The organism is Enterococcus sp. DIV1758 (assembly GCF_051711985.1).
In the GTDB taxonomy this organism is placed as follows: Bacteria; Bacillota; Bacilli; order Lactobacillales; family Enterococcaceae; genus Enterococcus; species Enterococcus faecalis.
Window position 1 is genome coordinate 355,012 of sequence record NZ_JBIOOA010000001.1, and the last position, 25,329, is coordinate 380,340.

The window sequence follows — 25,329 nt, forward strand, 5'->3', positions numbered from 1 at the left end:
TATTAAAAACCATAAACAAAAAAACAGTAACCTGTAAAGATTACTGTTTTTTTTGTCGATTTGTTAAGGTACAGCGCCCCACGCTCGTCAATTGGTGGTCTGCGTTATAAATTTTTGCTTCCCAAACTTGAAGGGTCTTTCCCGAGTGATCGGGTGTCGCAATCACGGTAAGGCTACCATCATGGACACTACGAAGATGATTTACTTGTAAGTCTATGCCGACAGCAAAAGTGTTTTCAGGAACGTTTTCGTTCGCACCTAAACTACAGGCAGTTTCAATTAAGACGCCGTTTAAGCCCCCGTGGACAAGGCCATAGGGTTGTTTATGCACGTCTTTTACCGCTAAAGTAAGCTGACATTTCTCAGAAGAAACCTGTTGAATCGTGATGCCTAAATACTCTAAAAGATGAATAGTAATCAGTCCTTTCTAATAAAAGAGAGAATAAAAGGTTTTTTATTTATTATACAGGAATGAAGAAAATTTGAAATAGCCATGTTTTTTCTTAAAATTCAAGCGACTTTTTCTCTAAAGTGCCGATTCTTGTGTATAATAGAAAAGATGAGATTAATGAAGGAGGTTTCCTAATGAGAAACTGGACAACAATTAAAGAATATGATGAAATTTTATTTGAGCAAGAAGGCAAAGTAGCAAAAATTACTATCAACCGCCCGCATGTTCACAACGCATTCACACCAAAAACAGTCATGGAAATGATTGATGCATTCAACATTAGTCGTGATAAAGAAGATGTCGGGGTTATTATTTTAACAGGCGCAGGTGACCAAGCATTCTGTTCTGGTGGCGATCAAAAAGTTCGAGGTAATGGTGGTTACGTTGGCGAAGACAATATTCCACGTTTAAATGTATTAGATTTACAACGGTTAATCCGTGTCATTCCCAAACCAGTCATCGCAATGGTGAAAGGCTGGTCCATTGGTGGCGGCAATGTTTTACAATTAGTCTGTGATTTAACAATTGCGGCGGAAAATGCTAAGTTTGGGCAAACAGGACCAAATGTCGGTAGCTTTGATGGTGGATACGGCTCAGGTTACTTAGCGCGTGTTATCGGCCATAAAAAAGCAAAAGAAGTTTGGTTTATGTGTAAACAATATTCTGCCCAAGAAGCTTTAGATATGGGTTGGATTAATACCGTTGTTCCATTGGATCAAGTAGAAGATGTGACAATGGAGTGGGCAGAAGAAATGTTAACCAAAAGCCCGATTGCTTTACGGATGATTAAAGCCTCTTTAAATGCCGATACAGATGGCTTGGCTGGTGTGCAACAATTAGCTGGTGATGCGACACTTCTTTACTATACAATGGCTGAAGCACAAGAAGGCCGAGATGCATTTAAAGAAAAACGGACACCAGATTTCGATCAATTCCCTAAATTCCCATAAACCAATGACTTGGTTAAATAAACAAGTACAAAAACGTCCCGATCATCCTGCTTTTTATTTTCAGGATGAATCTTGGACGTTTTTAGAAGTGCAACAAGAAGTCAGCCATTGGGTAGCCACATATCAACAGGTGCTTGCACCAGAAGAAAAACGTGTGGCTTTATTCAGTAAGAACAGCAAAGAGTTGTATTTTTCAATTCTAGCCTTATGGGAATTGGGGAAAGAGTTATTATTTTTAAATACGCATTTGACACTTGCTGAACTGACTTTTCAGTTAAAAGATGCGCAAGTTAAAACGATTATTGGTGCGCCTGAAACGCAGGCTTTGTTAGAAGAAATTTCTTTTGTCGACGTTCAGCCAATGATTAAAAAACAGCATAGTCTTTCACATCAGGAGTTTCAACAGCCAAGTGACTTAGAGTCGGTGGCTTCTATTATGTATACATCAGGAACTACAGGACAGCCTAAAGGGGTCTTGCAACGGTTTAAAAATCATCTGGCCAGTGCTAGAGGCACTCAAGAAAATATGGGGATTACTGCTGAAGATTGTTGGTTGTGTGCAGTCCCATTATTTCATATTAGCGGATTGTCGATTGTTGTTCGACAACTCGTCTTAGGTTGTAGTATTCGCCTTTACGATAAATTTGATGAACAGCAAGTGACACAAGATTTACAAGAAGGCCGTGGAACCGTCATTTCAGTGGTTGCGACAATGTTACAACAATTATTGTCTGTCTATCCTGAGGCTGGCTACAGCGCCAGCTTTAAAGGAATGCTATTGGGCGGCGGACCGATTGCACCGGATAAATTAGCGCAGTGTGAGGAAAAAGGGATTCCAGTTATTCAATCTTATGGGATGACGGAAACGTGTTCGCAAGTTGTTGCCTTGAAATTTGAAGATGCGGCACTGAAAATCGGCTCTGCTGGGCAACCGTTAAAAGATATGCAGATCAAAATTGTTGATGAACTAGGACAAGAACAGCCAGAAAAACAAGACGGGGAAATTTTACTTAAGGGACCAAACGTTGTTTCAGGTTACCTTAACCAGCGTCAACCTGAAAAATGGACAGCGGATGGTTGGTTTAAAACAGGCGACATGGGCTATTTAGATGCACAAGGTTACCTGTATTTGGTTAGTCGTTTAAGTGAACTCATTATCTCTGGTGGTGAAAATATTTACCCCACTGAGGTTGAACAGGTGTTACAGGCGATAACAGGAATTAAAGCAGCGGCAGTTGTAGGAGAACCAGATGCGCAATGGGGAGCCGTCCCAGTTGCTTATGTGATTAGTGACCAAGAACTCACCTTAGCGCAAATTCAAGACCAGTGTTCACGAAAACTGGCAAAATATAAACGACCGAAACGCATTTATTTTTGTCATTCTTTCCCGCAAACAGCGAGTGGAAAGATTGCCAAACATCGTTTCATGACAGAAGAAAGAGAGGCGTTTTTAATCAGATGAAATTGCCTGATGAATTACGACAAGCCTATCAGAAGAATGCCCGTCAGTTCAGTTGGGTTTTTCCATTAGAAACAGAACAAACAGCCTTGGCAATTTTTGCCGCTGGTGAAAAGGCATACCAAGGAGAACGTTTTTTTTGGCAAACGCCGAAAAAAGATTTTGCTTTGGTTGGCTTCGGATATGAAACTATCTTAAAAGGCGCAGAAACAGAAACGCATCAATTGAACAACTTTTTAAAAAAAGAGGCGGCAACTCGTTTTCAAAATATGTCTATTTCTGGTACGGGGGCTCTTCTGTTTGGCGGTTTGCCTTTTGATACAGAACAAACGCCTACTGAGGCCTGGGGAGAGTTAGGGGAAGGTTGGTTTTATCTACCAAGTATTCTATTTACTTTTTCAGGTTCACGTATTTATGGAACGCTGAACTTTTCAGGTTCTAGTGAACAAGAAGTCGAGGAACGTTGGTCGACTTTGGTGGCTCAGTTTGATCGCTTGTTAGCTACCTGTGAGGAGTTGCCAGCTGTAGCGGAAACAAAGATTGACAAGGAAGAAGTTGCCGTGACTGAATGGCTACAAGCTGTCAACGAAACCGTAGCAGTCTTAAGAGAAGATGGCCCTTTAAAAAAAGTGGTTTTGGCTCGACAACTTGCTGTGAGCAGTCCTGAAAAAATTCGAAGTAACCAAGTGCTCGTTAATTTAATGGCACAACAACAAAATACGTATTTGTTTGCTTTGGAAGCCAATGACACAAGTTTCATTGGTGCAACACCAGAACGACTTCTGTTGGGTACTAAAGAAGCGTTTGCGACCGCTTGTATTGCAGGAACCATTAAAACGGGTCAAACACCAGAAGAAACGAAAGCTTTAGGAGCACAACTTTTGCAAGACCGCAAAAATACCGGAGAACACCAAATTGTGGTGGAACGTTTAGCGAAAGAGTTGGCGAAGATGACGACTTCTGAAAACAGTATTCAAGCACCCATTATTTTGGAAAATCGAGATGTACAACATCTTTATGTGCCAATCTCGGGTCAACGTAAACCGGGAATTTCGTTTTTGGAAAGTGTGATGCAGCTACACCCAACGCCAGCTTTAGGCGGTGAGCCCAAAGAGTTGGCAGTCGAATGGATTCGACAATATGAGCCAGGGAGTCGTGGGTTATATGGTGCGCCAATCGGTTGGATTTCAGGGAATGATGATAGTGGCGAGTTCGCTGTGGCCTTGCGTTCAGGTGTCTTTGCTGGTCAGCAAGGCGTTCTTTATGCAGGTTGTGGTATTGTTGCGGATTCCCAAGCAGAGCTAGAAAGAGAAGAAACGAAAATAAAATTTCAACCGATGTTACGAGGAATTGGAGGGCAGGTTTAATGAATCATCAAGAAACAATGACCGATTATTTAACGGCCTTTATTGAAGGCTTAAAAAATAGCGGGGTTGAACAAGCAGTCATTAGTCCAGGGTCCCGTTCCACACCACTGGCTTTATTACTTCATCGGGAAACCGCAATCCAAACTTTTGTCGATGTCGATGAACGTTCCGCTGCTTTTTTTGCTTTAGGATTAAGTAAAGCGAGCCAAAAACCAGTGGTCTTACTTTGTACTTCTGGAACAGCAGCTGCAAACTATTATCCTGCAATTTGCGAAGCCAATATTAGCCATGTACCCTTAGTTGTTTTAACAACGGATCGGCCACATGAGTTACGTCAAGTTGGTGCTCCTCAAGCCATGGACCAATTACAAATGTATCAAAATCATGTGAAATTATTTGTTGAAATGGCTTTGCCAGAAGCAACAGAAGAGATGTTGAATTACGCCTATTGGCAAGGCGCTAAAGGAGCAGCATTCGCGCAACAAACGCCTGCTGCACCTGTTCATTTGAATTTTCCTTTGCGGGAACCATTATTACCTGACTTAGAGAGAAAAACAAAGAGTTCTCAACAAACGGCTTTATTCGCTGGCCAATCAATCCTTTCTACAGAACAAGTGCAACACTTAGCGGATCAATGGTACCAGAAAAACGGCGTCTTGGTTGTCGGTGGCAGTCATACAGAGGAGGAAGCGGCGTTATTTATTCAATTAGCCGAAGCTTTGCAATGGCCGTTACTAGCGGATCCTTTAGCAAACATTGTGACACATGGGCAAAATAGTGAAGTTGTTATTGCACACAGTGATCTGTTTCTAAATGTGACGACCTTGCCACAAGAACCAGAAGTGGTAGTGCGTTTTGGTTCGCTGCCAATTTCTAAAAACATCATGTTATGGTTGAAACGCTTAACAACGACAGAGACTACTTTTTATTTTGTGGACGAAAATGGTCAATGGCAAGAGCAATTGAAAAAATCACAAACGGTTATTCAGGCAAAGGAAACCACGTTTGTAGAACAACTGCTAACGGTTGTCAAACCAACAGAAGCGACTTGGTTAGCACAATGGCTCCTGCTGGAAAAAACGGTCTCTGAAGTTCTTCTAGAAACGCTGAACGCGACAGAATTAAATGAAACAACAGCCAGCTTAGCTGTTCACCAAACGATGAAAGAGAACGGTCAGTTATTTGTATCTAATAGTATGGCTATCCGCTACTTAGATCGATTTATGGATAGTCGCCCTTATCGGATGTTTGGAAATCGCGGCATCAACGGGATTGATGGGATTGTTTCAACTGCTTTAGGGATGAGTGCCGTAGCACCGACACAGCAAAACGTTTTACTGATTGGTGATTTAGCGCTATATCATGATATGAATGGTTTATTTTTGGCTAAACGTTATCAGTTGCCGTTAACAATTGTTTTATTAAATAACAATGGTGGCGGGATTTTCTCTTTTCTATCTCAACGAACTTTACGTGAGGACGATTTCGAGCCTTTATTTGGAACACCGCTTGATTTAGATTTTTCGTTAGTTGCTGAACTTTACGGTGCTTCGTACCAAGAAGTCAAAACAATCGTGGAGCTCAAGCAAATTTTACAAACAGCGGCTGAAGAACCACAATTTCAAGTGATCGAAGTCAAAGGAAATCGCCAAGAGAATGTTCATTTGTACGAATCAATTTTAGCTGAAATTGGTAGACGAGTAGAAAGACAGGGGATTTCATGGAACGGTTAATTCGGGGGATGCAGTACCATTATCAATGGTTAACACCTTTTGATGCAAAGCGAACGACACTAGTCTGTTTACATGGTTTCACAGGAACGTTAGCCACGTTTGCAGCCGTTTTTCCCAGTCAAACACCTTATAACGTTTTAGGCATTGATTTACCTGGGCATGGCGCGACTGCTAGTTTGGTAGCACCAGAGCGTTATACCATGATACAGGTTTGCCATGATCTTGCTGAACTAACCGAATCGCTAAATTTGCCTTGCTTTTGTTTACTAGGCTATTCAATGGGTGCTCGAACAGCTTTAGGTTTTGCATTACATTATCCACAAAAGGTACAGCAGCTTTTATTGGAAAGTGGATCGCCAGGTTTGACCACCGCCGCAGAACGTCAGGCTCGTATCTGTCAAGATCATCGTTTGGCGGAACGTCTCTTAGAGGAACCGCTTGTGGATTTTATTGATTTCTGGCAAGAATTACCGTTATTTCAAACGCAAAAAGCCTTGTCTGTGGCACAGCAAATGGCCATTCGTCAGGAACGTTTGAGCCAATCGGCATTTGGATTGGCTAGTAGTTTGTGGTATATGGGTACAGGAGCGCAAGAGAGTTACTGGGAACGTCTAGCAGAATTGCAGCCGATTCCTACCGATTTATTGGTAGGCGGCGAAGATCAAAAATTTATTGGGATTGCGAAAAAAATGCAGGCACGTCAACCGTTGTTGAGGCTGACAATTTTTCCTGAAGCAGGACATTGTATCCATTTGGAACAACCAACGATTTTCTATGAAAAGGTGACAGCGTTATTGAAAGGAGCTATCTGAATGAACATTCAATCAATTGAAACCTATCAGGTTCGTTTGCCTTTAAAAACGCCGTTTGTCACGAGCTATGGTCGCCTGGAAGAAAAAGCGTTTGATCTATTTGTAATAACAGATGAGCAAGGAAATCAAGGGTTTGGCGAATTAGTGGCTTTTGAGCAACCTGATTATGTGCAAGAAACGTTGGTAACCGAACGCTTCATCATCCAACAGCATTTAATTCCGTTACTTTTAACAGAAGCGATTGAACAGCCGCAAGAGGTTTCAACGATTTTTGAAGAAGTTAAAGGGCATTGGATGGGAAAAGCTGCGTTAGAAACTGCCATCTGGGATTTATATGCCAAACGGCAACAGAAGAGTTTAACTGAATTTTTTGGACCAACGCGGAGGAAAATTCCTGTAGGGATTAGTTTAGGGATTCAAGAAGAGTTACCTCAATTGCTTAAACAAGTTCAGTTAGCTGTAGAAAAAGGGTATCAACGAGTGAAGCTGAAAATTCGTCCCGGTTATGATGTGGAACCCGTTGCTTTGATTCGTCAGCATTTTCCTAACTTGCCTTTAATGGTCGATGCCAATTCAGCGTATACATTGGCAGATTTGCCTCAATTGCAACGTTTAGATCACTATCAATTAGCGATGATTGAACAGCCTTTTGCTGCAGATGATTTTTTAGATCACGCACAATTACAAAGAGAACTGAAGACAAGAATTTGTTTGGATGAAAATATTCGCAGCCTCAAAGACTGCCAAGTGGCTTTAGCGTTAGGCAGTTGCCGTAGTATCAATTTGAAGATTCCTCGTGTAGGTGGGATTCACGAGGCGTTGAAGATTGCCACATTTTGCCAAGAAAATGATTTATTGGTTTGGTTAGGTGGTATGTTTGAGTCTGGTGTTGGTCGCGCATTGAATTTGCAATTTGCGTCACAGCCTACCTTTTCCTTTCCAGGTGATATTTCAGCAACGGAACGCTATTTTTATGAAGATATCATCACGGAACCTTTTATTTTAGAGCAAGGGACAATGACCGTGCCTCAGGGACATGGTATTGGTGTTACACTTTCCCAGACGAATTTGCTAAAATACAGTCAGTATCAAAAAATCATGTAATGATAACAAAATTGCGCCTATGACTATGCAGAGAAGCATAATCTAGGCGCAATTTTTTATTTTTCTAATTGACTCGCTGCGGCTTCATCCAAGAGAACCGTTAAATTTGGATGGAGTTGAAGAATAGAGGCAGGATACGTTTCTGTGACAGGTCCTTGGAGCACTTGTTTGACCATCTGAGCTTTTTGTTCACCATTTACAATTAGGACAAGATGCTTAACTTTCATGATGCTGGCTGGCCCCATCGTAACAAAGGTCATGCCTGGCTGCATCATTTCAGGAACAAACCAAGGCTCTGAACCAGTGATGGTCACTTGATAGGTTTCATTTTTAAAATGAGTGGTAGTGGGCATGTTCCCACAAAAATGACCATCTGCTCCTAAGCCAATTAACATCAAATCTAAGCCGCCTGCGTCAGCAATCCGTTGTTCTTGTTGTTGAAAGTTTTCAACAGTTAATGGATGGATGTTTTGCTCGGATATTTCTGCAGGTGTCAAATACAGCGTCCGCAAATCTGTCAGGGTAATGCCTTCCTTTTGATGAGGAACTGGGATTTCATCAAAGTTATAATAATGAACATTATCAAAGTCAGATGAATTTTTTACAATCGAGGCTAATTTTTGGTAAACAAGTGCTGGTGTTTTGCCAGCGGTAATTGATAAATTCACTCGTTTATCTTGGCTCATCGTGCTTAGAAGTAACATTTTTGCCCATTCACTCATCGTGTCGAAATCTTGTTTAATTAAAATTTTCATACTTGCACACTCCATTCTTTGAATAAGCTAAGTATAATTTGTGGGAACCATCCCATGTCAAGTTCTTCACAAAAAGGATTTAATTAACGGTAGACAAAAGAAAGAGGGGCAGCCGTCAAAACGACGACTGCCCCTCTTTTTAAAGCTTAAGATAACCTACAACGAGTTAACTTTTTAGCTTTCTGTTCCACTTGCTCCAACACTTGCTCCAACACTGGCCTAAACGTTCTTTTGACCAACGTTATTTGACAAAGAATCTTATTTTATTGTTCTTTTAACCATTTTTCTAGTTGTAAACGTTGCACTTTCATAGTAGCTGTGTGAGGAATTTCATCAAAAGCCATAATGATAGGTTCGTTTAAATGTGGTAAATCGGCTACTTGTGTCCACCAAGCGTCCCAATCCATTTCTTCCCCAGGGACAACCGCTAAAATTGGCTGAGGTTCATTTTCTTTGCCACGGACAATAATCACTTCTTCTAAGAAATCTAATGCATCCAATAAATGATCTTCAATAGCTAAATTACTGTCGATGTTTTCAATTAGATCTACTTGGCGATCTTTCAAGAATAAGTGGCCGCGTTCATCTAACATTCCGTAATCGCCGCTGTCCCACCATTCGCCGTAGACATTTTCTGCAAAGCGGGCATCTTCTTTGTAATACGTTAAGGCCCGTCCTTTTGATAAGAATTGGATATGGCCATCCGTCATCGCAGGTAAAACTTGTCCTTTTTCATCGGTAATTCGAGCTTGTGTTAAATCCTCTAAACCAACACCCATGTCACGAGCATCTGAATCTTTTAAGGAGTCTAAAGTATGCGCTCGTAAGATCATTGGCCCGCATTCACTTTGTCCATAAACTTGTAGGAAAATTGGTTCATTGGCAGCAGATGCTTTTAAGAAAGCCACCATTGTAGCGTTGTTAATTGCATCAAAAGTAGAATGATAATAATGGACACTAGCGAAAGCTTCAGGTTTTTCTTTGGCCAAACGAACCCATTGAACGAAGTTATTGGGGTGTGTTTCTACAGCGATTGGTTGATAGGTGCTGAACATTTCAGCGACTTTTTCGCTCGAAGCATTTGCTAAAGGCATCATAGGGAAGCCCATGGCCATTAAAGAAGACACACCAATGTTAAAACGAGAATGAACTGGCGAAATATGAAAGCCAACTAATTTCTTTTCAGCAATTTTTGTAAAAATGGTTTTTTGCCATTTTGTACGCCAACCCATAGAGTGATTGGAATGACAGATAAGTTTAGGAATACCTGTTGTTCCAGAGGTGTGGGTCATGTAGGCAATTTCGTCTTTAGTCAGTTCGTCTTGAGGAACTTCCGTGGCATCAGCTTCTAAAAGAGAAGCAACCGAAAGTTTTTTATTGGCAGAGCTGTTACGAACAGCTTGAACTTTTTCAGCAGTCACATCATCAAATAAAATATAAGGATCTTCTAAACGATCAACGAATACTTCAATTGTTTCAAAAGGTAAATGGTATGAAACCATTACAGGAACGGCTGCTAGATATGAGGCTGCAACAGCTAGTAAATACGTGTCGAATTTAGGACTTTTATAAATAATAATTTTGTCGCCTTTTTTTACACCTAAAGCGGCTAATTGATATGCCCGTTTCAAAATTTCTTGATGGCTTTCACCATAAGTTGTTTCTAAGCCAAGTGCAGGAAAAGCAGGCAAGGATTCATCAAAAATAATTGGAACAGTTGGTGTTTTTTCTGCGGCTTCTTGATAGTTTGTGTAGAGGTTTAATGGTTGATAATCAAGTAAGTGTGTCAAGGGAAAGTCTCCTTTGTAAAATAGTTTGTGTACAAATGTACAAGTTCACTTTATCCTATCATAGAATGGGTTCTTTTTCTACGTCAAAAATACAACATTAAATGTTATTTTTTATTATTCACAAGCACAACGTTTGCTGTATCTGACAAAGTTTCCTACAATAATTATGTAAGTAACAAGTTCTCAGAAGTGTAAAACTTTACAAAGGAGAGGAATTTACATGAAAAAAATCTATGAAACAACTATCATTAATACGGGTGGACGTGCAGGAGAAGTTCACTCACCGGATAAATCATTTTCTTATGCGGTTGCTTCGCCAGGTGTCAAGAAAGAAAATACAACAAATCCAGAACAATTATTCGCAGCGGCTTACAGTGCTTGCTTTAACGGTGCATTAGAATTAGTGATGGATCAAGAAAAAGTCGAAGGTAAAAGTACAGTAACCGCACGTGTTTCCTTATTCCAAGGAGAAGATGGCTTTAGCGTTGGTGCTGAATTGGAAGTTCATATTGATGGGGTAGATCAAGCTAAAGCAGAAGAACTTGTTAAAAAAGCCCACGAAATTTGCCCATATTCTAAAGCAACAAGAAATAATATAGATGTTAAATTAACAGTGATTTAATTAAAAAAGAAGCGCTTTGTCGTATATACAAAGCGCTTCTTTTTTAGATAACAGTCCACAAATTATACATATTTAACAAAATAACTAAAAAAACAACTAAACTATAAATTTGGGCGACCCGTTGTTGGGATAATTTTTTACTGAAAAGACCGCCGACATAACCACCGAATAAAGCGGCAGGAATAATAGCCCAAAGCATTGTCAAATCAAAAACCGCAAACCCTGTGGTCAAGCCGATATTGCCAAGTTTGGCGAGTTGGGAGAAAAAAATAGTAATGATGGAATAAACAGTTGCTGATTTGATATCCATTCCAAAAAAGAGAATAAGGCAAGCTACATTAATGGGACCGCCACCGATGCCTAAAAAGGTTGATAGAATCCCTAAGCCTAATCCGACAATCAGAAAAATGCTCAATCCGTTGAGGTGTAAGTGCCAGTTGGAAAATTGATTGTAGAGAAGAACCAAAACCAAGGTCAGCAACATGATGATATATTGGATTAGTTGTACTTTTTCTTCATTTGGCGCTAGTGCAATCGCCTGATTAAGAAGTAAATCACCCAACATACCGCCGACTAAGGAACCAAACGAAATACTCGCGGCTTTTTTCCATTCAATTTGGACACCATTTTGATACTGTTTATAAGTCGAAGAAATGGACATGACAAAAACAGCGACACTTGAATAGAACGCAATACTATTTAACGAATGGAACCCAAGAAAATCCAAAACAGGCTTAATAATGACGCCTCCACCCATCCCAGAGAGCGCCCCAACTGTATTGGATAGAAAAATAGTTATGAAATAAATCAGCAAAACCCGCACATAATCACTCCTAAAACGTTTTCTTTTAGTATAGCACAAAAATTGTATAAGAAATGCAATTTCATTTAAAATATTTTTAAAAAGAACTTGAAATTATATTTCTTTAATGGTATTCTACAAATACAAAAAAGAAAACGCATTCAAGGAGGATGAGAAAGCATGACAGTATCGATTGGTATTATTTTGATTTTATGTCTTTACACAGTTGTTGGTGTACTTGACCAAATTTCTATTCAGATTGGTCCATATACACCATTGTTTGCTGCAACGTTTACTGGCCTAGTCTTAGGGGATGTTCAAACAGGTTTGATGATTGGGGCAACGCTTCAATTGATGACATTAGGTGTAGCGACTTATGGAGGAGCAACAGTCCCAGACTTTCTTTCAGGGGCCATTATGGGAACGGCTTATGCAATCATTTCAGGGAAAGGGGCAGAGTATGGTATCGGAGTTGCGGTTCCAATTGGGTTATTATTAACACAACTAGATATTTTAGGCAGAATGGCTAATACGTTTTTCCAACACAAAGCAGATCGCTATGCGGAAGAAGGCAATTATAAAGGGGTCGAGCGCTGCAATGTTTTAGGAATTTTTCCTTGGACGATTTCTCGTGTCATCCCAGTTTTTATTGGCCTAGCTTTTGGTGAACAAGTTGTAAACGCTATCAATAATTGGATTCCTATTTGGGTGATGAATGGGTTAAAAGCAGCAGGTGCTATTTTACCAGCGATGGGGATTGCTATTTTAATGCGTTACTTGCCAATTAAAACATACTGGCCTTATTTTATTATTGGGTTCGTGTTACTTGCTTATGGGGCCCAATTCTTCTCAGTTTTAGGTGTCGCACTGGTTGGCTTGGCTTTAGCAGCGATTTATGTGATGAATCATAACAAAGGCGGCGCAGCTACAACAAGTGGCACGGTTATTTACGAAGATGATGAGGAGGTTGAGATTGATGACTAACAAATTAACAAAAAAGGATATTAATAAAGTTTACGTCCGTAATCTTTTTGGCTATCAGTGGGGCTGGAACTATGAAAAAATGCAAGGACTTGGTTACGCTTGGGTGATGATGCCTGCATTAAAGCGACTATACAGTGAAGATCCAGTAGCTATGAAGAAAGCCTTGAAGACACATCTTGGCTTTATGAATACGACGCCAGCCATGTCACATTTAATTGTCGGAGCTGATATGGCTTTAGAAGAAGAAGTTGGCATTGAAGATGAAACGGCCATTACTGGCTTGAAAACAGGTCTAATGGGTCCGTTTGCTGGTGTTGGTGATACCATTTTTATCGCGATTTATCGTGCGATTGTTTTTTCGATTGCAGCTTACATGGCGCAAGGGGGCCAGGTTGTTGGGTTACTGATCCCGTTAATTGCCGGAGCAGTGGTCTTATGGGTTCGCTATAAATTCACTTGGATTGGTTACCATCAAGGGAAAAAAATTGCGACAGAATTTGCGGATAAAATGAAATTGTTTACGCAAGGTGCAGCTATTTTAGGTTTAACGGTGGTCGGCGGTTTGATTCCTTCGGTAATTACTTACAAATTAGATTTAACTTATAAAATGGGAGATGTAACATTATCTGTTCAAGAAATGTTGGATAAAATTTTACCCGCATTAATTCCTTTAGGGATTGTTCTTTTATCCTATTGGTTACTAGGGAAAAAGAAAATGAATTCAACACGGCTAATCTTTGTTTTAATTTTAATTGGCATGGTTTTAGGCAATTTACAACCAATGTTGGCTTGGGTTGGCGGTTTATTTTAAAAAAATAGTATATAATAGGAGAGATTTATTATGACAATTGTACATGCAAGAGTAGATGAGCGTTTAATTCACGGACAAGTTGCAACTGTTTGGACGAATACGGTTGGCGCACAAAGAATCATGGTAGTAAATGATGCCGCGGTCAAAGATCAATTACAAATTGGTGCCTTAAAAATGGCTAAGCCTGCAGGAGTTAAATTATCCATTTTATCAAAACGTAAAGCGATTGAAAAAATTTTAGCAGGCAATTATGATGAAGAAAAAGTCTTTTTAATTACGAAAGACATTGCAGACATGGCGGCTTTAATTGATGGCGGTGTTCCGTTACAGAGCTTCAATGTCGGCAATATTTCTCAAAAAGAAGGCAGTCGAGCAATTAAAAAATCTGTTGCATTAACCGATGAAGATATTCAAACCGTTCGTCGTTTAACAGATAATGGGGTGACTATTACCGCACAGATGATCCCTTCTGAACCAAACGAAGCAATTTTAACTTTCATAAAATAGAAATGGAGATGAGAAGATGGAGCCAATCCGTTCAATCAGACAAAAATATAAGGACTTTTCCAAAGTAAATAAGAGAATCGCAGACTATATACTGAAGGATCCGACCCGTCTTCTCTCATTAACAGCAAACGAAATTGCTAGCAATAGCGAAACTTCTCCAGCGTCAGTTACCCGTTTTTCTAAACAATTAGGATTTGACAGCTGGGAAGAGTTAAAACTATCCATTGCAGCGGTACAAGCTGCCAGTAACGGTAAAAAAGATATTGATCCAATTGTAGCGGCAGATGATTCGGTGGATACTATTTGTATGAAAGTGGAATCTTTATTAAATGCTACGATTGAGGATTTGTTTTATACAGTGGATAAACAAGCCTTGGAACGAGCAATCGCGCATGTTAAAAAAGCGGAAAAAATTCATTTGGTTGGAATTGGTGCCTCTTCTTTAACGACTTATAATCTTTATCACAAGTTTAACCGCGCTGGTCGCCAAGCAATTTTTAATTATGATAGTCACATGATGTTGGAGTTTTTAAATTATGCAACGGCACAAGACATTTTGATCACGGTCTCCTATAGTGGTTTGACAAAAGAAGCCTTAATTGCCTGTGAAATTGCCAAAAATAGAGGCGCAACGGTTATTTTTATTACCAGTAACGATGGAGAAAACGTGCGATCATTGAGCGATGAAGTTCTTTTAGTCCCCAATAATGAGCACCTCATTCGAGTTGGGGCTATTTCATCGATTGCTTCGTCAATGGCAATTGGCGATGTTCTGTATTTAGGTTCAATTCAAGATGATTTAGACACAGAAATTGAACGTAATATGATTGAAACGAGTCAACTTGTCAGCCGTCTAAAAGAGAAGTAGGGGTGTGCAAGCAAATGAACTTAGAAGGATTAACGACAGAAGCCAGAAATGAAGCGACTAAAAAGATTGACCAAGTGTCAACATTAGAGATGGTGACTTTAATAAATCAAGAAGACCAAAAGGTAGCACAAGCAATTGAAAAGGTGCTTCCGCAGATTGCTGCAGCAATTGATGCAGCGGCAGAACGATTTAAAAAAGGGGGCCGTTTAATCTATTGTGGTGCAGGAACGTCTGGACGTTTAGGTGCTTTGGATGCGATTGAATTAACGCCCACATATAGTGTGTCGCCAGAACGCGCATTTGGTATTTTAGCTGGTGGTGAAAAAGCAATGTATCAAGCAATTGAAGGCGCTGAAGACTCGAAAGAATTAGCCATCGAAGATTTAACGCAACATCAATTGACCGCCCAAGATGTTGTAATTGCGATTGCTGCTAGTGGTCGGACACCATATGCCGTTTCTGCAATTGAATACGGAAAAAAAGTGGGCGCTCTAACCATCTCAGTGACCTGTAATAATCAAAGTCCGATGAATCAATTGGCGGAAATTGGGATTGCGCCAATTGTCGGACCGGAAGTCATTACAGGGTCAACTAGAATGAAAGCGGGTTCAGCACAGAAAATGGTGTTAAATATGTTTTCAACAGGGATTATGGTTAAAGTAGGGAATATCTATCAAAATTTGATGGTCAACGTACAACCAACGAACGAAAAATTAATGCAACGTGCCACGAATATCATTAAAGAAGCAGCAGAAATCGAGGAATCGCAAGCCAAAGAATATTTGGAGGCAGCGCAGCTAGAAGTGGCACCAGCTATTGTAATGGCGAAAGCCCACGTTGATTTTCAAAAAGCCAAACAACTATTAGCAGAACATGACGGACGGATTTCAGAAGTTTTAGCATAGAAGTGGTGAACAATGAATCAAATCGCAATTCAAGAAACAATTCAGAGACTGATTAATCAGCAAATCGTTCCGGGTGTCGCTTGGGGGACGATCACAGAAGATAGCTTATCAGAACAGTATACGGGCTTTTTAGGTAATACTGGTCCATTTGCAAGACAAAAGGTTTCATCAGCTAGCCTGTATGATTTAGCGTCCTTAACGAAAGTTATTGGGACAACAAATCGAATGTTACAATTAATCGATACAAATCAGCTTGCTTTTTCAACCACTGTGGGGGAAATCCTATCTGCTTATCAAGGGCTATCTTGTTCGATAGGGGAGCTTCTACTGCATCAGAGCGGACTGCCAGCTGATGTTGCTGATAAGAAAAATGTCACAAAAAAAAGCTTGCAAGAAATCATTTTGACGCATTCGTTATCTGAACGAGGGAAAACCATTTATTCTGATTTAGGGTATTACTTATTGGGAGAAATTATTCAAGTATTGGATCGCTGCTCATTAGAAGAGAGCTTTCAAACATACGTATTTCAACCAATGAACCTACAGCATACAAGTTTTACGGTCAGCGATTTTGCCCAGGCAGTGCCCACAGAGATTACAAAACAACGCGGCGTTATTCAGGGAGTGGTCCACGATTCGAAAGCCTATCAACTAAAAGCGCCAATTGGCAGTGCAGGTTTATTTGCAACTTTACCAGATTTACTCACTTTTGTTCAGTGTTTTATGAACAATCGCTACCCGTCTGGCAAACCATTATTTTCTGAAAAAATGTTCGATGCTCTCTGGTCTATGAACCAAGGGGGACGTACATTTGGTTGGGAAGTGAAAAAGACGCAAGCAGGGGCAGACTATTTGTATCATACTGGCTTTACTGGAACGGCGATTGGTATGAAAAAAGAGACCAAAGAAGCCCTAATTTTGTTGACGAATCGGATTCATCCCACTCGTGAAGAACGTGGCTTTCTGAAAGCACGAACAAAAATTTATCAGCAGTATTTTTAGGAGGAAATGATGAAACCAAAATTAATTTTAATGAGCCATGGACGGATGGCAGAAGAAACCTTAGCTTCTACTCAAATGATTGTCGGGGAATTAGCAGATGCTGCGATTGTGTCAATGACCGCAGAAGATGGCTTGAGCGGCACGCAAGCAAAACTGACAGCAATCTTAAAAGAAGCTGGCGATGTCCCGACGCTTGTATTAGCTGACTTAAAAGGAGGAACACCTTGTAATGTGGCTATGATGGCCATGGGCACTTATCCGCAATTGCGAGTGGTCGCCGGACTTAATTTAGCAATGGCAATTGAAGCAGCCGTGTCACCTGTGGAAAATGTGGATGAATTAGCTGCATATTTAACGCAAATTGGCCAATCTGCGGTGACCACGATTGACTTACCTGAATTAACAGATGAAGAAGAATTTGAAGAATAGCAAAAAGGTGTTGTCTCAAAGACAACACCTTTTTTAAGAACCAGGGATATTCCGTGGTTCGTTTTTGGTTGTGACAAAGAAAAAGAATAGACTCAGTAAAATAACTAGGATGCCATCGTTAAACATCGGATTTACGAAGTTTAAAATAGCACTTAAGATAACTGGCACGGTAGCACAATACGTAATAATTTTTAAACAATCAATCAAACGTAAAGAATAAAAACGTAATTTTGAATAGAGAGATGCACCGATAGCGGCAATCAGTAAGTCTAAAACTAAACCGATTAGAACAGGGTAGATAGCCACTAAAAAGACAATAAGTTTTGTCCACCAGGGGATCGCTGCTTCACTTAGCGCAGTCTTGATACTCTGAGCGTTAACGCCATCTAAGGTTCCTTTACTATAGGGGAAGATAAATTGGTCGGTGCCTAGAATTGATTCAGTTGCGCCTGAATTTGGTAAGGCGACTACAAATTCATCTTGTAAAAAAGCCAAACCAAACGCATTACCAATTAAATCTTTTTGGACATCAGCGGCTGTACGCTTTCCATCTGGATCAAACGTAAAAATAATCGAGTCGGTTTGATAAATAAAGCCAGATTCTTTGGCCTTTGTTTGCAACGTGCCATTTTCAATAGAAAAGTCAGGCAACTTTTCTGCAATTTTTTGGCCATCTTGTTGCACCTCTTGTAGCACAGAAAAGACTTGTTTGGTAATAGGTAGTGCTAAAATAGCACTTAAAAAAACAGCATAGAGAATTACTTTCCAAAACGCCATTTTTTTCGCATGCCGTAATTCTGAAACTGAAAAAAAGGCCTGCTTAAATAATTGCAATGTATTCATTTATTTACTCCTCACATCGTTCTTCTACAGGTCATTCTAGCGAATTTATGAGGGAAACACAAGGTAATCTCCCTCTTTTGTAAAACTTTTCTTTTGGCAAGCAAACTATTTTGTAGAAAGCGGTTCACTCTGTTATCATAATAGTTGTATGAAAGACGTATGTTACATACTAAAAAATAGGGGGATTTAAAAAATGACTTACACATTACCAGAATTACCATATGCTTATGATGCATTAGAACCTTACATTGACGTGGAAACAATGCACTTACACCATGATAAACACCACAACACTTATGTGACTAACTTAAACGCAGCGATTGAAAAACATCCAGAATTAGGCGAAAAATCTGTAGAAGACCTAATTTCAGATATGAATGTTATTCCTGAAGATATCCGCACAGCCGTTCGTAACAATGGTGGCGGCCACGCAAACCATACATTCTTCTGGGAAATTATGGCACCAAATGCTGGTGGTCAACCAACTGGCGCTATTAAAGAAGCAATCGATGAAACATTTGGTAGCTTTGATGAAATGAAAGCTGCTTTCAAAACAGCTGCAACTGGCCGCTTTGGTTCAGGTTGGGCTTGGTTAGTTGTGAATAACGGTAAATTAGAAATCACTTCAACACCAAACCAAGATTCACCATTAATGGATGGTCAAACACCTGTTTTAGGTCTTGACGTTTGGGAACATGCGTATTACTTAAAATATAAAAACGTTCGTCCAGATTACATTGAAGCATTCTGGAACGTTGTTAACTGGGATAAAGTAAACGAACTTTTTGCAGCAGCAAAATAAGTTTGCCAATTGTGAAGGAAAGAGTCAAATGACGGCTGTCATTTGACTCTTTCCTTTTACAAATCCAGGGTCGAAATAGTTGTTCGTTTATGGCATACTAAAGTAAGTAGGGAAAGATAACGGATACATAAAGAAGGAGCTAAAAAAATGAATGTTATGATGCAAAAAGTACACGGGTCAGAAAATGATTTCTTTTTATTGGATGAGACACAGTTTGAGCGTTCTTTAACCGCTGAGGAAATTGAGCAATTGCGCATCCAGTTATGTTCGCGGGAAACAGGATTATTGGCGGGAGCAGATGGGTTACTTTTGGTAGGAGAAGGGACTCACGGCACGTCCAATGCTAGAATGCGAGTGATTAACAGCGATGGTAGTGAAGCAAGCATGTGCGGGAACGGCTTGCGTACGGTTGCCCGTTATTTAGCTGAAAAAAACCAAGAAAAATCATTTACAGTTGAAACAATGTTTGCAGATTTGAAAGTACGTCAAGCCCCCAATTTAGCTGAAGAAGTAGCGACTTACCAAGTGGAAATTTCGCCAGTAAGTTTTGAAGCAGTCACTATCCCAATGCATTTAGGGGTCCAAACATTAATTGATGAAATCGTACCAGCCTTATCTAACACCATTCGCTTTACAGCGGTAGCAGTGCCTAATCCGCACCTTGTAGCATTTGTGGATCATGAAACCTTAAATGGGCCAGAATTTGAACGAATCGCTACCTATGTAAATAATGAAAATCCATATTTTCCAGAAGGGATAAATGTGAGTTTTGTTGAAATTCTTGGCAAAAATCAACTATTTGTTCGAACGTATGAACGTGGTGTAGGTTTTACAAGTGCTTGTGGGACAGCTATGTGCGCAAGTAGTTTACTTTATACGTTATTGAAAGATGGTGTTTTTTATGAAGAAATAACCGTCAAAAATGCTGGAGGTATGGTGAAAACAGTCGTCCACGAAACGTCAGATGGCAGTTATTGGATGGAATTAATTGGGAATGCCACGATTACGCATTTGATTGAAGGATCACTGACTGATTTACTAAATGGTGCATTTGAGAAAATAACTATCACTGAAACGAATGAACAGAAACATTATCAAGAATTTCTGCAAACACTTTCTCAAAAATAACAATTGTTCCTTGATAAAGCGCTCTTTTATTTTACAATTGTGTTAAGTTCTTGTTCCAAAAAATAAAAAATATTGCTTGAATAAGCAAACTATGAGAAAATAAAGGGCATGAATTAAGAATTATTCTTAGATAAACGAGGAAGTGTCTTATGAAACTATGGAAAAAAGTAGTACTGGGCTTCTTGAGCGTCTTGCTAGTGGTAGTAGCTGGGGTATGTGCTTACGGGATTAAGATGTATTCAGATGCCAATTCAACAATTAATGGGATCTATCAATCAGTTAACCGTAAGTCCAATAAAGGAGCCACGGCCAATATTGATGCGCAAGAACCATTCTCTGTTCTTTTAATGGGGATTGACACAGGCGATTTAGGCCGAACAGAACAAGGTCGTTCAGATACTACAATGGTTGTAACCATCAACCCGAAAGAAAACAAGTCCACAATGATCAGTTTGGATAGAGATATTCTAACAGATATTGTTGGAAATGACACACAAGACAAATTGAACCATGCCTATGCATTTGGTGGCGCCGAAATGGCGATTAATACAGTCCAAGAATTACTGGATATTCCCATCCATCACTATGTATCCATCAATATGAAAGGGTTAAAAGACCTGATTGATGCGGTAGGCGGTATTGAAGTAGATAATACGATTGGTGAATTTACGTTGGACGGTATTACTGTTCCAGCAGGTAAAATCAAGTTAGATGGCACGACAGGTTTGGCTTATGCGCGGATGCGTCACGAAGATCCTGAAGGAGATGTGGGTCGTCAACGCCGCCAACGAGAAGTTGTTGAGAAAATAGTGCGCAAAGTCATGAGTTTTGATGGTGTTTCAAAATATCGAAAAATTCTTGATGCTGTTGAAGCCAACGTAAAAACAGACTTAACTTGGGATGACATGATGGACATCCAATCAAAATATTTGTCTGCCTTTAAAACAATTGACTCTGAACAATTACAAGGATACAGTGCAACTATTGATGATATTTATTATCAAGTCCTAGATCCAAATAGCTTATACAAAACACAAACAACGCTTAGAAAACAACTTGGTTTAAAAGAACATGCTTCTGAACGTGAAAAAGATTTAGCCTTTTATAATCAGTTTAGCTATGCTGTTACAGATACTGCACTGATTGGTGAATCTGGTGCTTCAAGTGCCAATAGCTCTACTAGTTCGAGTAGCACAGCGGACACCACAGCCGGACAAACAGAATACAACGGCAATACGCAACAAGCAGCAGAAGGAGCCTACGATCCGAATACGTACGTTGACCCAAATGCGTACACAGATCCAAACGCTTATGCTGATCCAAATACGTATGTGGATCCCAACGCACCACAATATTAATCTGTTAAACAAGCTCGAAAACTTCTATTTCTGATGGGAAATAGAAGTTTTTTTCTTTTATTCTAGAAATTTTTTTCAGAAGGTGTTATAATTGGACTATACCAAAATAAACCGTAAGGAGCGTGTCAAAATGCAAATTATCCGTGTAGCAAATGCAGAAGAAGGCGGCAAAAAAGCGTTTGAATTAATTAAAGAAGGTATGAACAATGGTGCGAAAGTTTTAGGCTTAGCAACAGGTAGTACACCAGAAACATTATATAAAGAAATGACAGCAAGTGATGTCGACTTTACAGAAATGACTTCTGTAAACTTAGATGAATATGTTGGTTTAGGTGGCGAAGATGAGCAAAGTTACCGTTATTTCATGAACAAACACTTATTTGACAAAAAACCATTTAAAGAAACATTTGTACCAAATGGTAAAGCAGAAGATTTAGATGCTGCTTCCGCAGAATATGAAAAAATTATCGATGCACATCCAGTAGATATCCAAATCTTAGGTATTGGTCAAAATGGACACATTGGTTTCAACGAACCAGGCACACCTCTAGATAGCTTAACACATGTCGTTGAGTTGACTGAATCAACAATCAACGCAAATAAACGTTATTTTGACAAAGTAGAAGATGTCCCAACACGTGCTGTTTCTATGGGGATTGGCTCAATCATGAAAGGTAAAAAAATGATTTTAATGGCTTATGGCGAAGCAAAAGCAGAGGCCATTAAAGGAATGATTGACGGACCAGTAACAACAGACATGCCAGCAAGTGCATTACAAAACCATCAAGATGTTGTTGTAATCATTGATGATGCAGCTGCAAGTAAATTATAATCGTTGATGAAAAAGGACTTGAAATATAAGGATTTTCTTATGTTTCAAGTCCTTTTTTTGTTATACTGGAAGTAATAGAAGAAGAGGTGAAAAGGATGTTACAGCTAACAATTCCAGAAATTATTTTACGGTTAGTCCTAGCGATGGTGATGGGTGGCGCAATTGGTTTTGAAAGACAATATAAGAATCGCCCAGCAGGGATGCGGACTCACATTTTAGTTTGTATGGGCGCGGCTATTATTGCGTTAATTCAGTCGCAAATTGCAATCAATGCATTGAAAGATGCGTTAGCTAATCCGGCTTTGACGGGGGTCATTCGTTCAGATCAAGCAAGGTTGATCGCACAAGTTGTAAGTGGAATCGGCTTTTTAGGTGCTGGAACCATCATTGTAACGAAACAAAGTGTCACAGGATTGACGACAGCCGCGTCACTATGGACCGTTGCTGGTTTAGGTATTGCGGTGGGCATGGGCTACTATACGATTGCCTTAACAAGTTTTATCGGTGTATTATTTGCCTTAACCATTGTCAAACGAATTATTCACGTACCAACAATCAAAAAATTAGAAATTCGCTATCAACATAAACAAGAAACCAAAGAATTTATTAATCAGTATTTTGAAGAAAAACATATTGAAATTTATGATGTGAACTTCAATGTTTCTTGGGTGGATGATACAAAAATCTATACGAATATCTATACTATTGATTTGCCTAAAGGCCTAACGTATGCCGATGTTATCGAAGATCTATCTGTTTCAAATAATGTAACAAAATTACGATTGATTAATGTGTAGAAACATCTATTTATAATTAATGACAAGAGGTCGGGACAGAACCGTTTAGCTCCGAGAAATAAGAAGGAATTTCCGAAAATTGCTCTTTAATTTTTGGAGAATTTCGGCTTATTTCCGAAGGAGTTGGTTCTGTTCCCGCCGTTTATCAGTTTTGAGCGTGGAACAAAAATCCAAAGTGATTTTTGTCCCACGCTCTTTTCTTCTAGGACCTAGGACTGATTTTTTAAGTTTAATATTTCAAAAAGATTACAAAAGAGTTATGATTGTATTACGAGTTAGAAAGAAAGGTGATAAGTAAGATGAATAAAAAAAATAAATTTCTTAGTATTATTGTTGTTGTCGTTGTGATTATTGGTGCATTTGTGATGAAAGCTTATAATCAATTGATTACTTTAGATAATAAAGTCGAAGCAGAATGGTCACAAGTAGAGAATGTAATGCAAAGACGTGCTGATTTAATTCCGAATCTTGTCAGTAGTGTTCAAGGCAGTATGACTCAAGAAAAAGAAGTTTTAAAAGAAATAACGGAAGCACGTAAAGCATACGCAGGAGCAAAATCTTCTTCTGAAAAAGGGCAAGCAAATGAGCAAATTGAAAAAGGATTAGGTAATTTTGTTACAGTATTGAATGAAAATTACCCAAAGTTAGCTTCTTCTGAAAATGTCAAAACCTTAATGACTCAATTAGAAGGATCTGAAAATCGAATTTCTGTTGAACGCCGTAACTATATACAAGCTGTTGAAACATATAACCAACAGATTTCAAAATTCCCTGATAAAATAATTGCAAAACTTTTAGGATTTGAGAAGAAAACTAACTATGTTGCGACAGAGCAGGGAAAAGAAGTGCCACAAGTAAAATTTAAATAAAAAATTTATAGAAAATTTGGGTTAAAAAGAAAGAAGTGAGGAAGGTTGGATAAAAAAGTCGAAAAAATTCAAGAAAAAGTTCGTTTGTTTTATAAAAAGCATCAGCGGAATACAACGATTGTTGTGGTAATTAGTTTAAGTATGATTTTAATATTAGGAATGGCTGCTTGGCATGAAGGAAAGGGAATCTCCTATGAAGCAAAACAAACTGCACTGAGAGAGAAGCAACAAGTCTTACAAAAAAAGAGAGACGATATTTTAGCAGGGAAAATGACTGAAGCGTCAACCCAGACAACAATAAATAACTTTTCTAAACAAGAAATAACTGGTGAAAATGAATTAGTGACAATTACTGGAACGAATGGGCAGTTGAACATTAATGATGCTAATATCTATGTTTCAGATAATGCAGGTATTGTCTCAAATCAACTTAAACAGAAAATGTTTCAATTGAATCAACAATTGTTGAAAAATGCGAATGGCGCACAATTTATGCTTATTACCGTTCCTGCGTTACCTAGTGGGGAATCTGTTGAATCTTACAGCAATAAGATTGCTAATCAATTAGGTGTAGGGGATCGTGAAAAAAATAATGGTGTGGTTTTTCTAATGGCAATTGAGGATCGCGAGTCTCGCTTGGAAGTTGGATATGGCTTAGAGAGTATTTTAACGGATAGCTATGCGGATGATATTATTAATAATGAAGAAGTAAAAGAGGCTTTTAGAGACGAGGATTATAATACAGGTCTCAATAAAATTATTGATCAAGTATCGGCTGCAATCAATTCAAAAACCGCACAAGTGGATAATGAATTAACAAATATACAAACAGAGTTAAACACTAACACAACGAAAAGAAATGTTCTTTTAATGGCAAGTATTGCTGGGATGCTCATTTGTGCTGTTTATATTTTACAAATTTTAAGAACAAGAAAACTTGTTAAAAAAATGTATCAAGATTATTTGAATTGTTTACCAACAAAGGCTGTCCTAAATAACTCAGAACAGACAAAGAAAGTATTAAATAAGATGAAAAAGACTTCTTTTTATTGTTTATATCTTAATGGAGCAACGTTATTTGCCACAAAAGGGAAAATAAGACGTGCCACTAAGCGTGGTTCTTTACTAAGTATATATCCAAATGCAAAAAAACAATCTTTTGGGCGTTTATTAGTAGGAGATACTTTATATAGTTATGATGGTAGTGTTTTGACGTATGCTTATTTAAACTCACAATACAATCCGTCTAATCATAGTAGTTCTGGTAGCAGCAGTGGTGGTTCATTCGGTGGCGGCTCATTCGGCGGTGGCGGTGCCTCTGGAAGTTGGTAAAATAAAAAGCTAGAAAC

Annotated in this window: 26 protein-coding genes; 21 read left to right on the forward strand and 5 right to left on the reverse strand. The window is 39.1% G+C overall.

All coding sequences use genetic code 11. From position 1 onward, the window contains the following. Positions 1–40: 40 nt before the first annotated feature. On the reverse strand, positions 41–421 hold the full coding sequence (locus tag IGJ52_RS01855) for a PaaI family thioesterase (protein WP_181035845.1): 381 nt from the start codon (positions 419–421) through the stop codon (positions 41–43). A 110-nt stretch (positions 422–531) separates the two neighbouring features. On the opposite strand from IGJ52_RS01855, the gene menB reads away from it, so the two are divergent. Genes menB through menC form a run of 6 tightly spaced genes read left to right on the forward strand, consistent with a single transcriptional unit; the run spans position 532 to position 7,876 of the window. After that, positions 532–1,401 (forward strand): 1,4-dihydroxy-2-naphthoyl-CoA synthase, encoded by an 870-nt coding sequence (menB, locus tag IGJ52_RS01860; RefSeq protein WP_002383695.1) that lies wholly within the window; start codon positions 532–534, stop codon positions 1,399–1,401. 4 nt (positions 1,402–1,405) lie between these two features. Then, positions 1,406–2,863: an o-succinylbenzoate--CoA ligase gene (locus IGJ52_RS01865; RefSeq protein ID WP_438792175.1), complete on the forward strand. Its 1,458-nt coding sequence runs from the start codon at positions 1,406–1,408 to the stop codon at positions 2,861–2,863. Then, positions 2,860–4,227 (forward strand): isochorismate synthase, encoded by a 1,368-nt coding sequence (locus tag IGJ52_RS01870; protein WP_002383697.1) that lies wholly within the window; start codon positions 2,860–2,862, stop codon positions 4,225–4,227. The genes IGJ52_RS01865 and IGJ52_RS01870 overlap by 4 nt, the downstream gene beginning before the upstream one ends. Continuing rightward, on the forward strand, positions 4,227–5,960 hold the full coding sequence (gene menD, locus IGJ52_RS01875) for a 2-succinyl-5-enolpyruvyl-6-hydroxy-3-cyclohexene-1-carboxylic-acid synthase (protein ID WP_438791854.1): 1,734 nt from the start codon (positions 4,227–4,229) through the stop codon (positions 5,958–5,960). Before IGJ52_RS01870 ends, menD begins: the two co-directional genes overlap by 1 nt. Next, complete coding sequence (gene menH / locus IGJ52_RS01880; protein ID WP_438791855.1) at positions 5,948–6,772, forward strand: 2-succinyl-6-hydroxy-2,4-cyclohexadiene-1-carboxylate synthase; 825 nt, start codon at positions 5,948–5,950, stop codon at positions 6,770–6,772. Before menD ends, menH begins: the two co-directional genes overlap by 13 nt. Then, positions 6,773–7,876, forward strand: coding sequence for an o-succinylbenzoate synthase (gene menC / locus IGJ52_RS01885; RefSeq protein ID WP_010827132.1), 1,104 nt, complete (start codon positions 6,773–6,775; stop codon positions 7,874–7,876). 56 nt (positions 7,877–7,932) lie between these two features. On the opposite strand, the gene IGJ52_RS01890 is transcribed toward menC, so the two are convergent. Beyond that, a complete protein-coding gene (locus tag IGJ52_RS01890) occupies positions 7,933–8,631 on the reverse strand; it encodes a glucosamine-6-phosphate deaminase (protein WP_438791856.1) in 699 nt (232 codons plus the stop codon). A gap of 263 nt (positions 8,632–8,894) precedes the next feature. Further along, positions 8,895–10,421 carry an AMP-binding protein gene (locus IGJ52_RS01895; RefSeq protein WP_002366111.1) on the reverse strand — a complete coding sequence of 509 codons (1,527 nt, stop codon included), beginning with the start codon at positions 10,419–10,421 and terminating at the stop codon, positions 8,895–8,897. A 220-nt stretch (positions 10,422–10,641) separates the two neighbouring features. Here IGJ52_RS01895 and IGJ52_RS01900 point away from each other — a divergent pair, with 220 nt between their 5' ends. Continuing rightward, positions 10,642–11,043, forward strand: coding sequence for an organic hydroperoxide resistance protein (locus IGJ52_RS01900; RefSeq protein ID WP_002355332.1), 402 nt, complete (start codon positions 10,642–10,644; stop codon positions 11,041–11,043). A gap of 43 nt (positions 11,044–11,086) precedes the next feature. On the opposite strand, the gene IGJ52_RS01905 is transcribed toward IGJ52_RS01900, so the two are convergent. Next, positions 11,087–11,857 (reverse strand): sulfite exporter TauE/SafE family protein, encoded by a 771-nt coding sequence (locus tag IGJ52_RS01905; RefSeq protein ID WP_225581367.1) that lies wholly within the window; start codon positions 11,855–11,857, stop codon positions 11,087–11,089. Between the two features lie 168 nt (positions 11,858–12,025). Here IGJ52_RS01905 and IGJ52_RS01910 point away from each other — a divergent pair, with 168 nt between their 5' ends. Genes IGJ52_RS01910 through IGJ52_RS01940 form a run of 7 tightly spaced genes read left to right on the forward strand, consistent with a single transcriptional unit; the run spans position 12,026 to position 17,351 of the window. Then, positions 12,026–12,829 carry a PTS mannose/fructose/sorbose/N-acetylgalactosamine transporter subunit IIC gene (locus IGJ52_RS01910; protein ID WP_002358431.1) on the forward strand — a complete coding sequence of 268 codons (804 nt, stop codon included), beginning with the start codon at positions 12,026–12,028 and terminating at the stop codon, positions 12,827–12,829. Beyond that, a complete protein-coding gene (locus IGJ52_RS01915) occupies positions 12,822–13,640 on the forward strand; it encodes a PTS system mannose/fructose/sorbose family transporter subunit IID (protein WP_002355336.1) in 819 nt (272 codons plus the stop codon). The genes IGJ52_RS01910 and IGJ52_RS01915 overlap by 8 nt, the downstream gene beginning before the upstream one ends. Before the next feature lie 30 nt (positions 13,641–13,670). Beyond that, complete coding sequence (locus tag IGJ52_RS01920) at positions 13,671–14,147, forward strand: PTS system mannose/fructose/N-acetylgalactosamine-transporter subunit IIB (protein ID WP_002355337.1); 477 nt, start codon at positions 13,671–13,673, stop codon at positions 14,145–14,147. A gap of 16 nt (positions 14,148–14,163) precedes the next feature. After that, positions 14,164–15,015: a MurR/RpiR family transcriptional regulator gene (locus tag IGJ52_RS01925; RefSeq protein ID WP_002355339.1), complete on the forward strand. Its 852-nt coding sequence runs from the start codon at positions 14,164–14,166 to the stop codon at positions 15,013–15,015. 14 nt (positions 15,016–15,029) lie between these two features. Then, entirely contained in the window at positions 15,030–15,920 is an 891-nt protein-coding gene (gene murQ, locus IGJ52_RS01930; RefSeq protein ID WP_010717461.1) for an N-acetylmuramic acid 6-phosphate etherase, read from the forward strand. A 12-nt stretch (positions 15,921–15,932) separates the two neighbouring features. Further along, a complete protein-coding gene (locus IGJ52_RS01935; RefSeq protein ID WP_438791857.1) occupies positions 15,933–16,922 on the forward strand; it encodes a serine hydrolase domain-containing protein in 990 nt (329 codons plus the stop codon). Positions 16,923–16,931: 9 nt separating this feature from the next. Further along, positions 16,932–17,351, forward strand: coding sequence for a PTS sugar transporter subunit IIA (locus IGJ52_RS01940; protein ID WP_192445039.1), 420 nt, complete (start codon positions 16,932–16,934; stop codon positions 17,349–17,351). 33 nt (positions 17,352–17,384) lie between these two features. Here the strand turns inward: IGJ52_RS01940 and IGJ52_RS01945 are convergent, their stop codons facing one another. Continuing rightward, a complete protein-coding gene (locus IGJ52_RS01945; RefSeq protein WP_002355344.1) occupies positions 17,385–18,194 on the reverse strand; it encodes a DUF1189 domain-containing protein in 810 nt (269 codons plus the stop codon). A gap of 193 nt (positions 18,195–18,387) precedes the next feature. Here IGJ52_RS01945 and IGJ52_RS01950 point away from each other — a divergent pair, with 193 nt between their 5' ends. From IGJ52_RS01950 to IGJ52_RS01980, 7 genes are all read left to right on the forward strand, one after another. Beyond that, entirely contained in the window at positions 18,388–18,996 is a 609-nt protein-coding gene (locus IGJ52_RS01950; protein ID WP_010717463.1) for a superoxide dismutase, read from the forward strand. Positions 18,997–19,143: 147 nt separating this feature from the next. Continuing rightward, positions 19,144–20,124, forward strand: coding sequence for a diaminopimelate epimerase (dapF, locus tag IGJ52_RS01955; protein ID WP_002361202.1), 981 nt, complete (start codon positions 19,144–19,146; stop codon positions 20,122–20,124). A 149-nt stretch (positions 20,125–20,273) separates the two neighbouring features. Beyond that, entirely contained in the window at positions 20,274–21,482 is a 1,209-nt protein-coding gene (locus tag IGJ52_RS01960; protein ID WP_438791858.1) for an LCP family glycopolymer transferase, read from the forward strand. Between the two features lie 130 nt (positions 21,483–21,612). Beyond that, a complete protein-coding gene (nagB, locus tag IGJ52_RS01965; protein WP_002355352.1) occupies positions 21,613–22,314 on the forward strand; it encodes a glucosamine-6-phosphate deaminase in 702 nt (233 codons plus the stop codon). Between the two features lie 95 nt (positions 22,315–22,409). Beyond that, complete coding sequence (locus IGJ52_RS01970) at positions 22,410–23,111, forward strand: MgtC/SapB family protein (protein ID WP_002355354.1); 702 nt, start codon at positions 22,410–22,412, stop codon at positions 23,109–23,111. Positions 23,112–23,410: 299 nt separating this feature from the next. Further along, a complete protein-coding gene (locus tag IGJ52_RS01975; protein WP_002383709.1) occupies positions 23,411–23,980 on the forward strand; it encodes a LemA family protein in 570 nt (189 codons plus the stop codon). Positions 23,981–24,025: 45 nt separating this feature from the next. After that, positions 24,026–25,312 carry a TPM domain-containing protein gene (locus IGJ52_RS01980; protein ID WP_279259225.1) on the forward strand — a complete coding sequence of 429 codons (1,287 nt, stop codon included), beginning with the start codon at positions 24,026–24,028 and terminating at the stop codon, positions 25,310–25,312. The last annotated feature ends 17 nt before the right edge of the window (positions 25,313–25,329 follow it).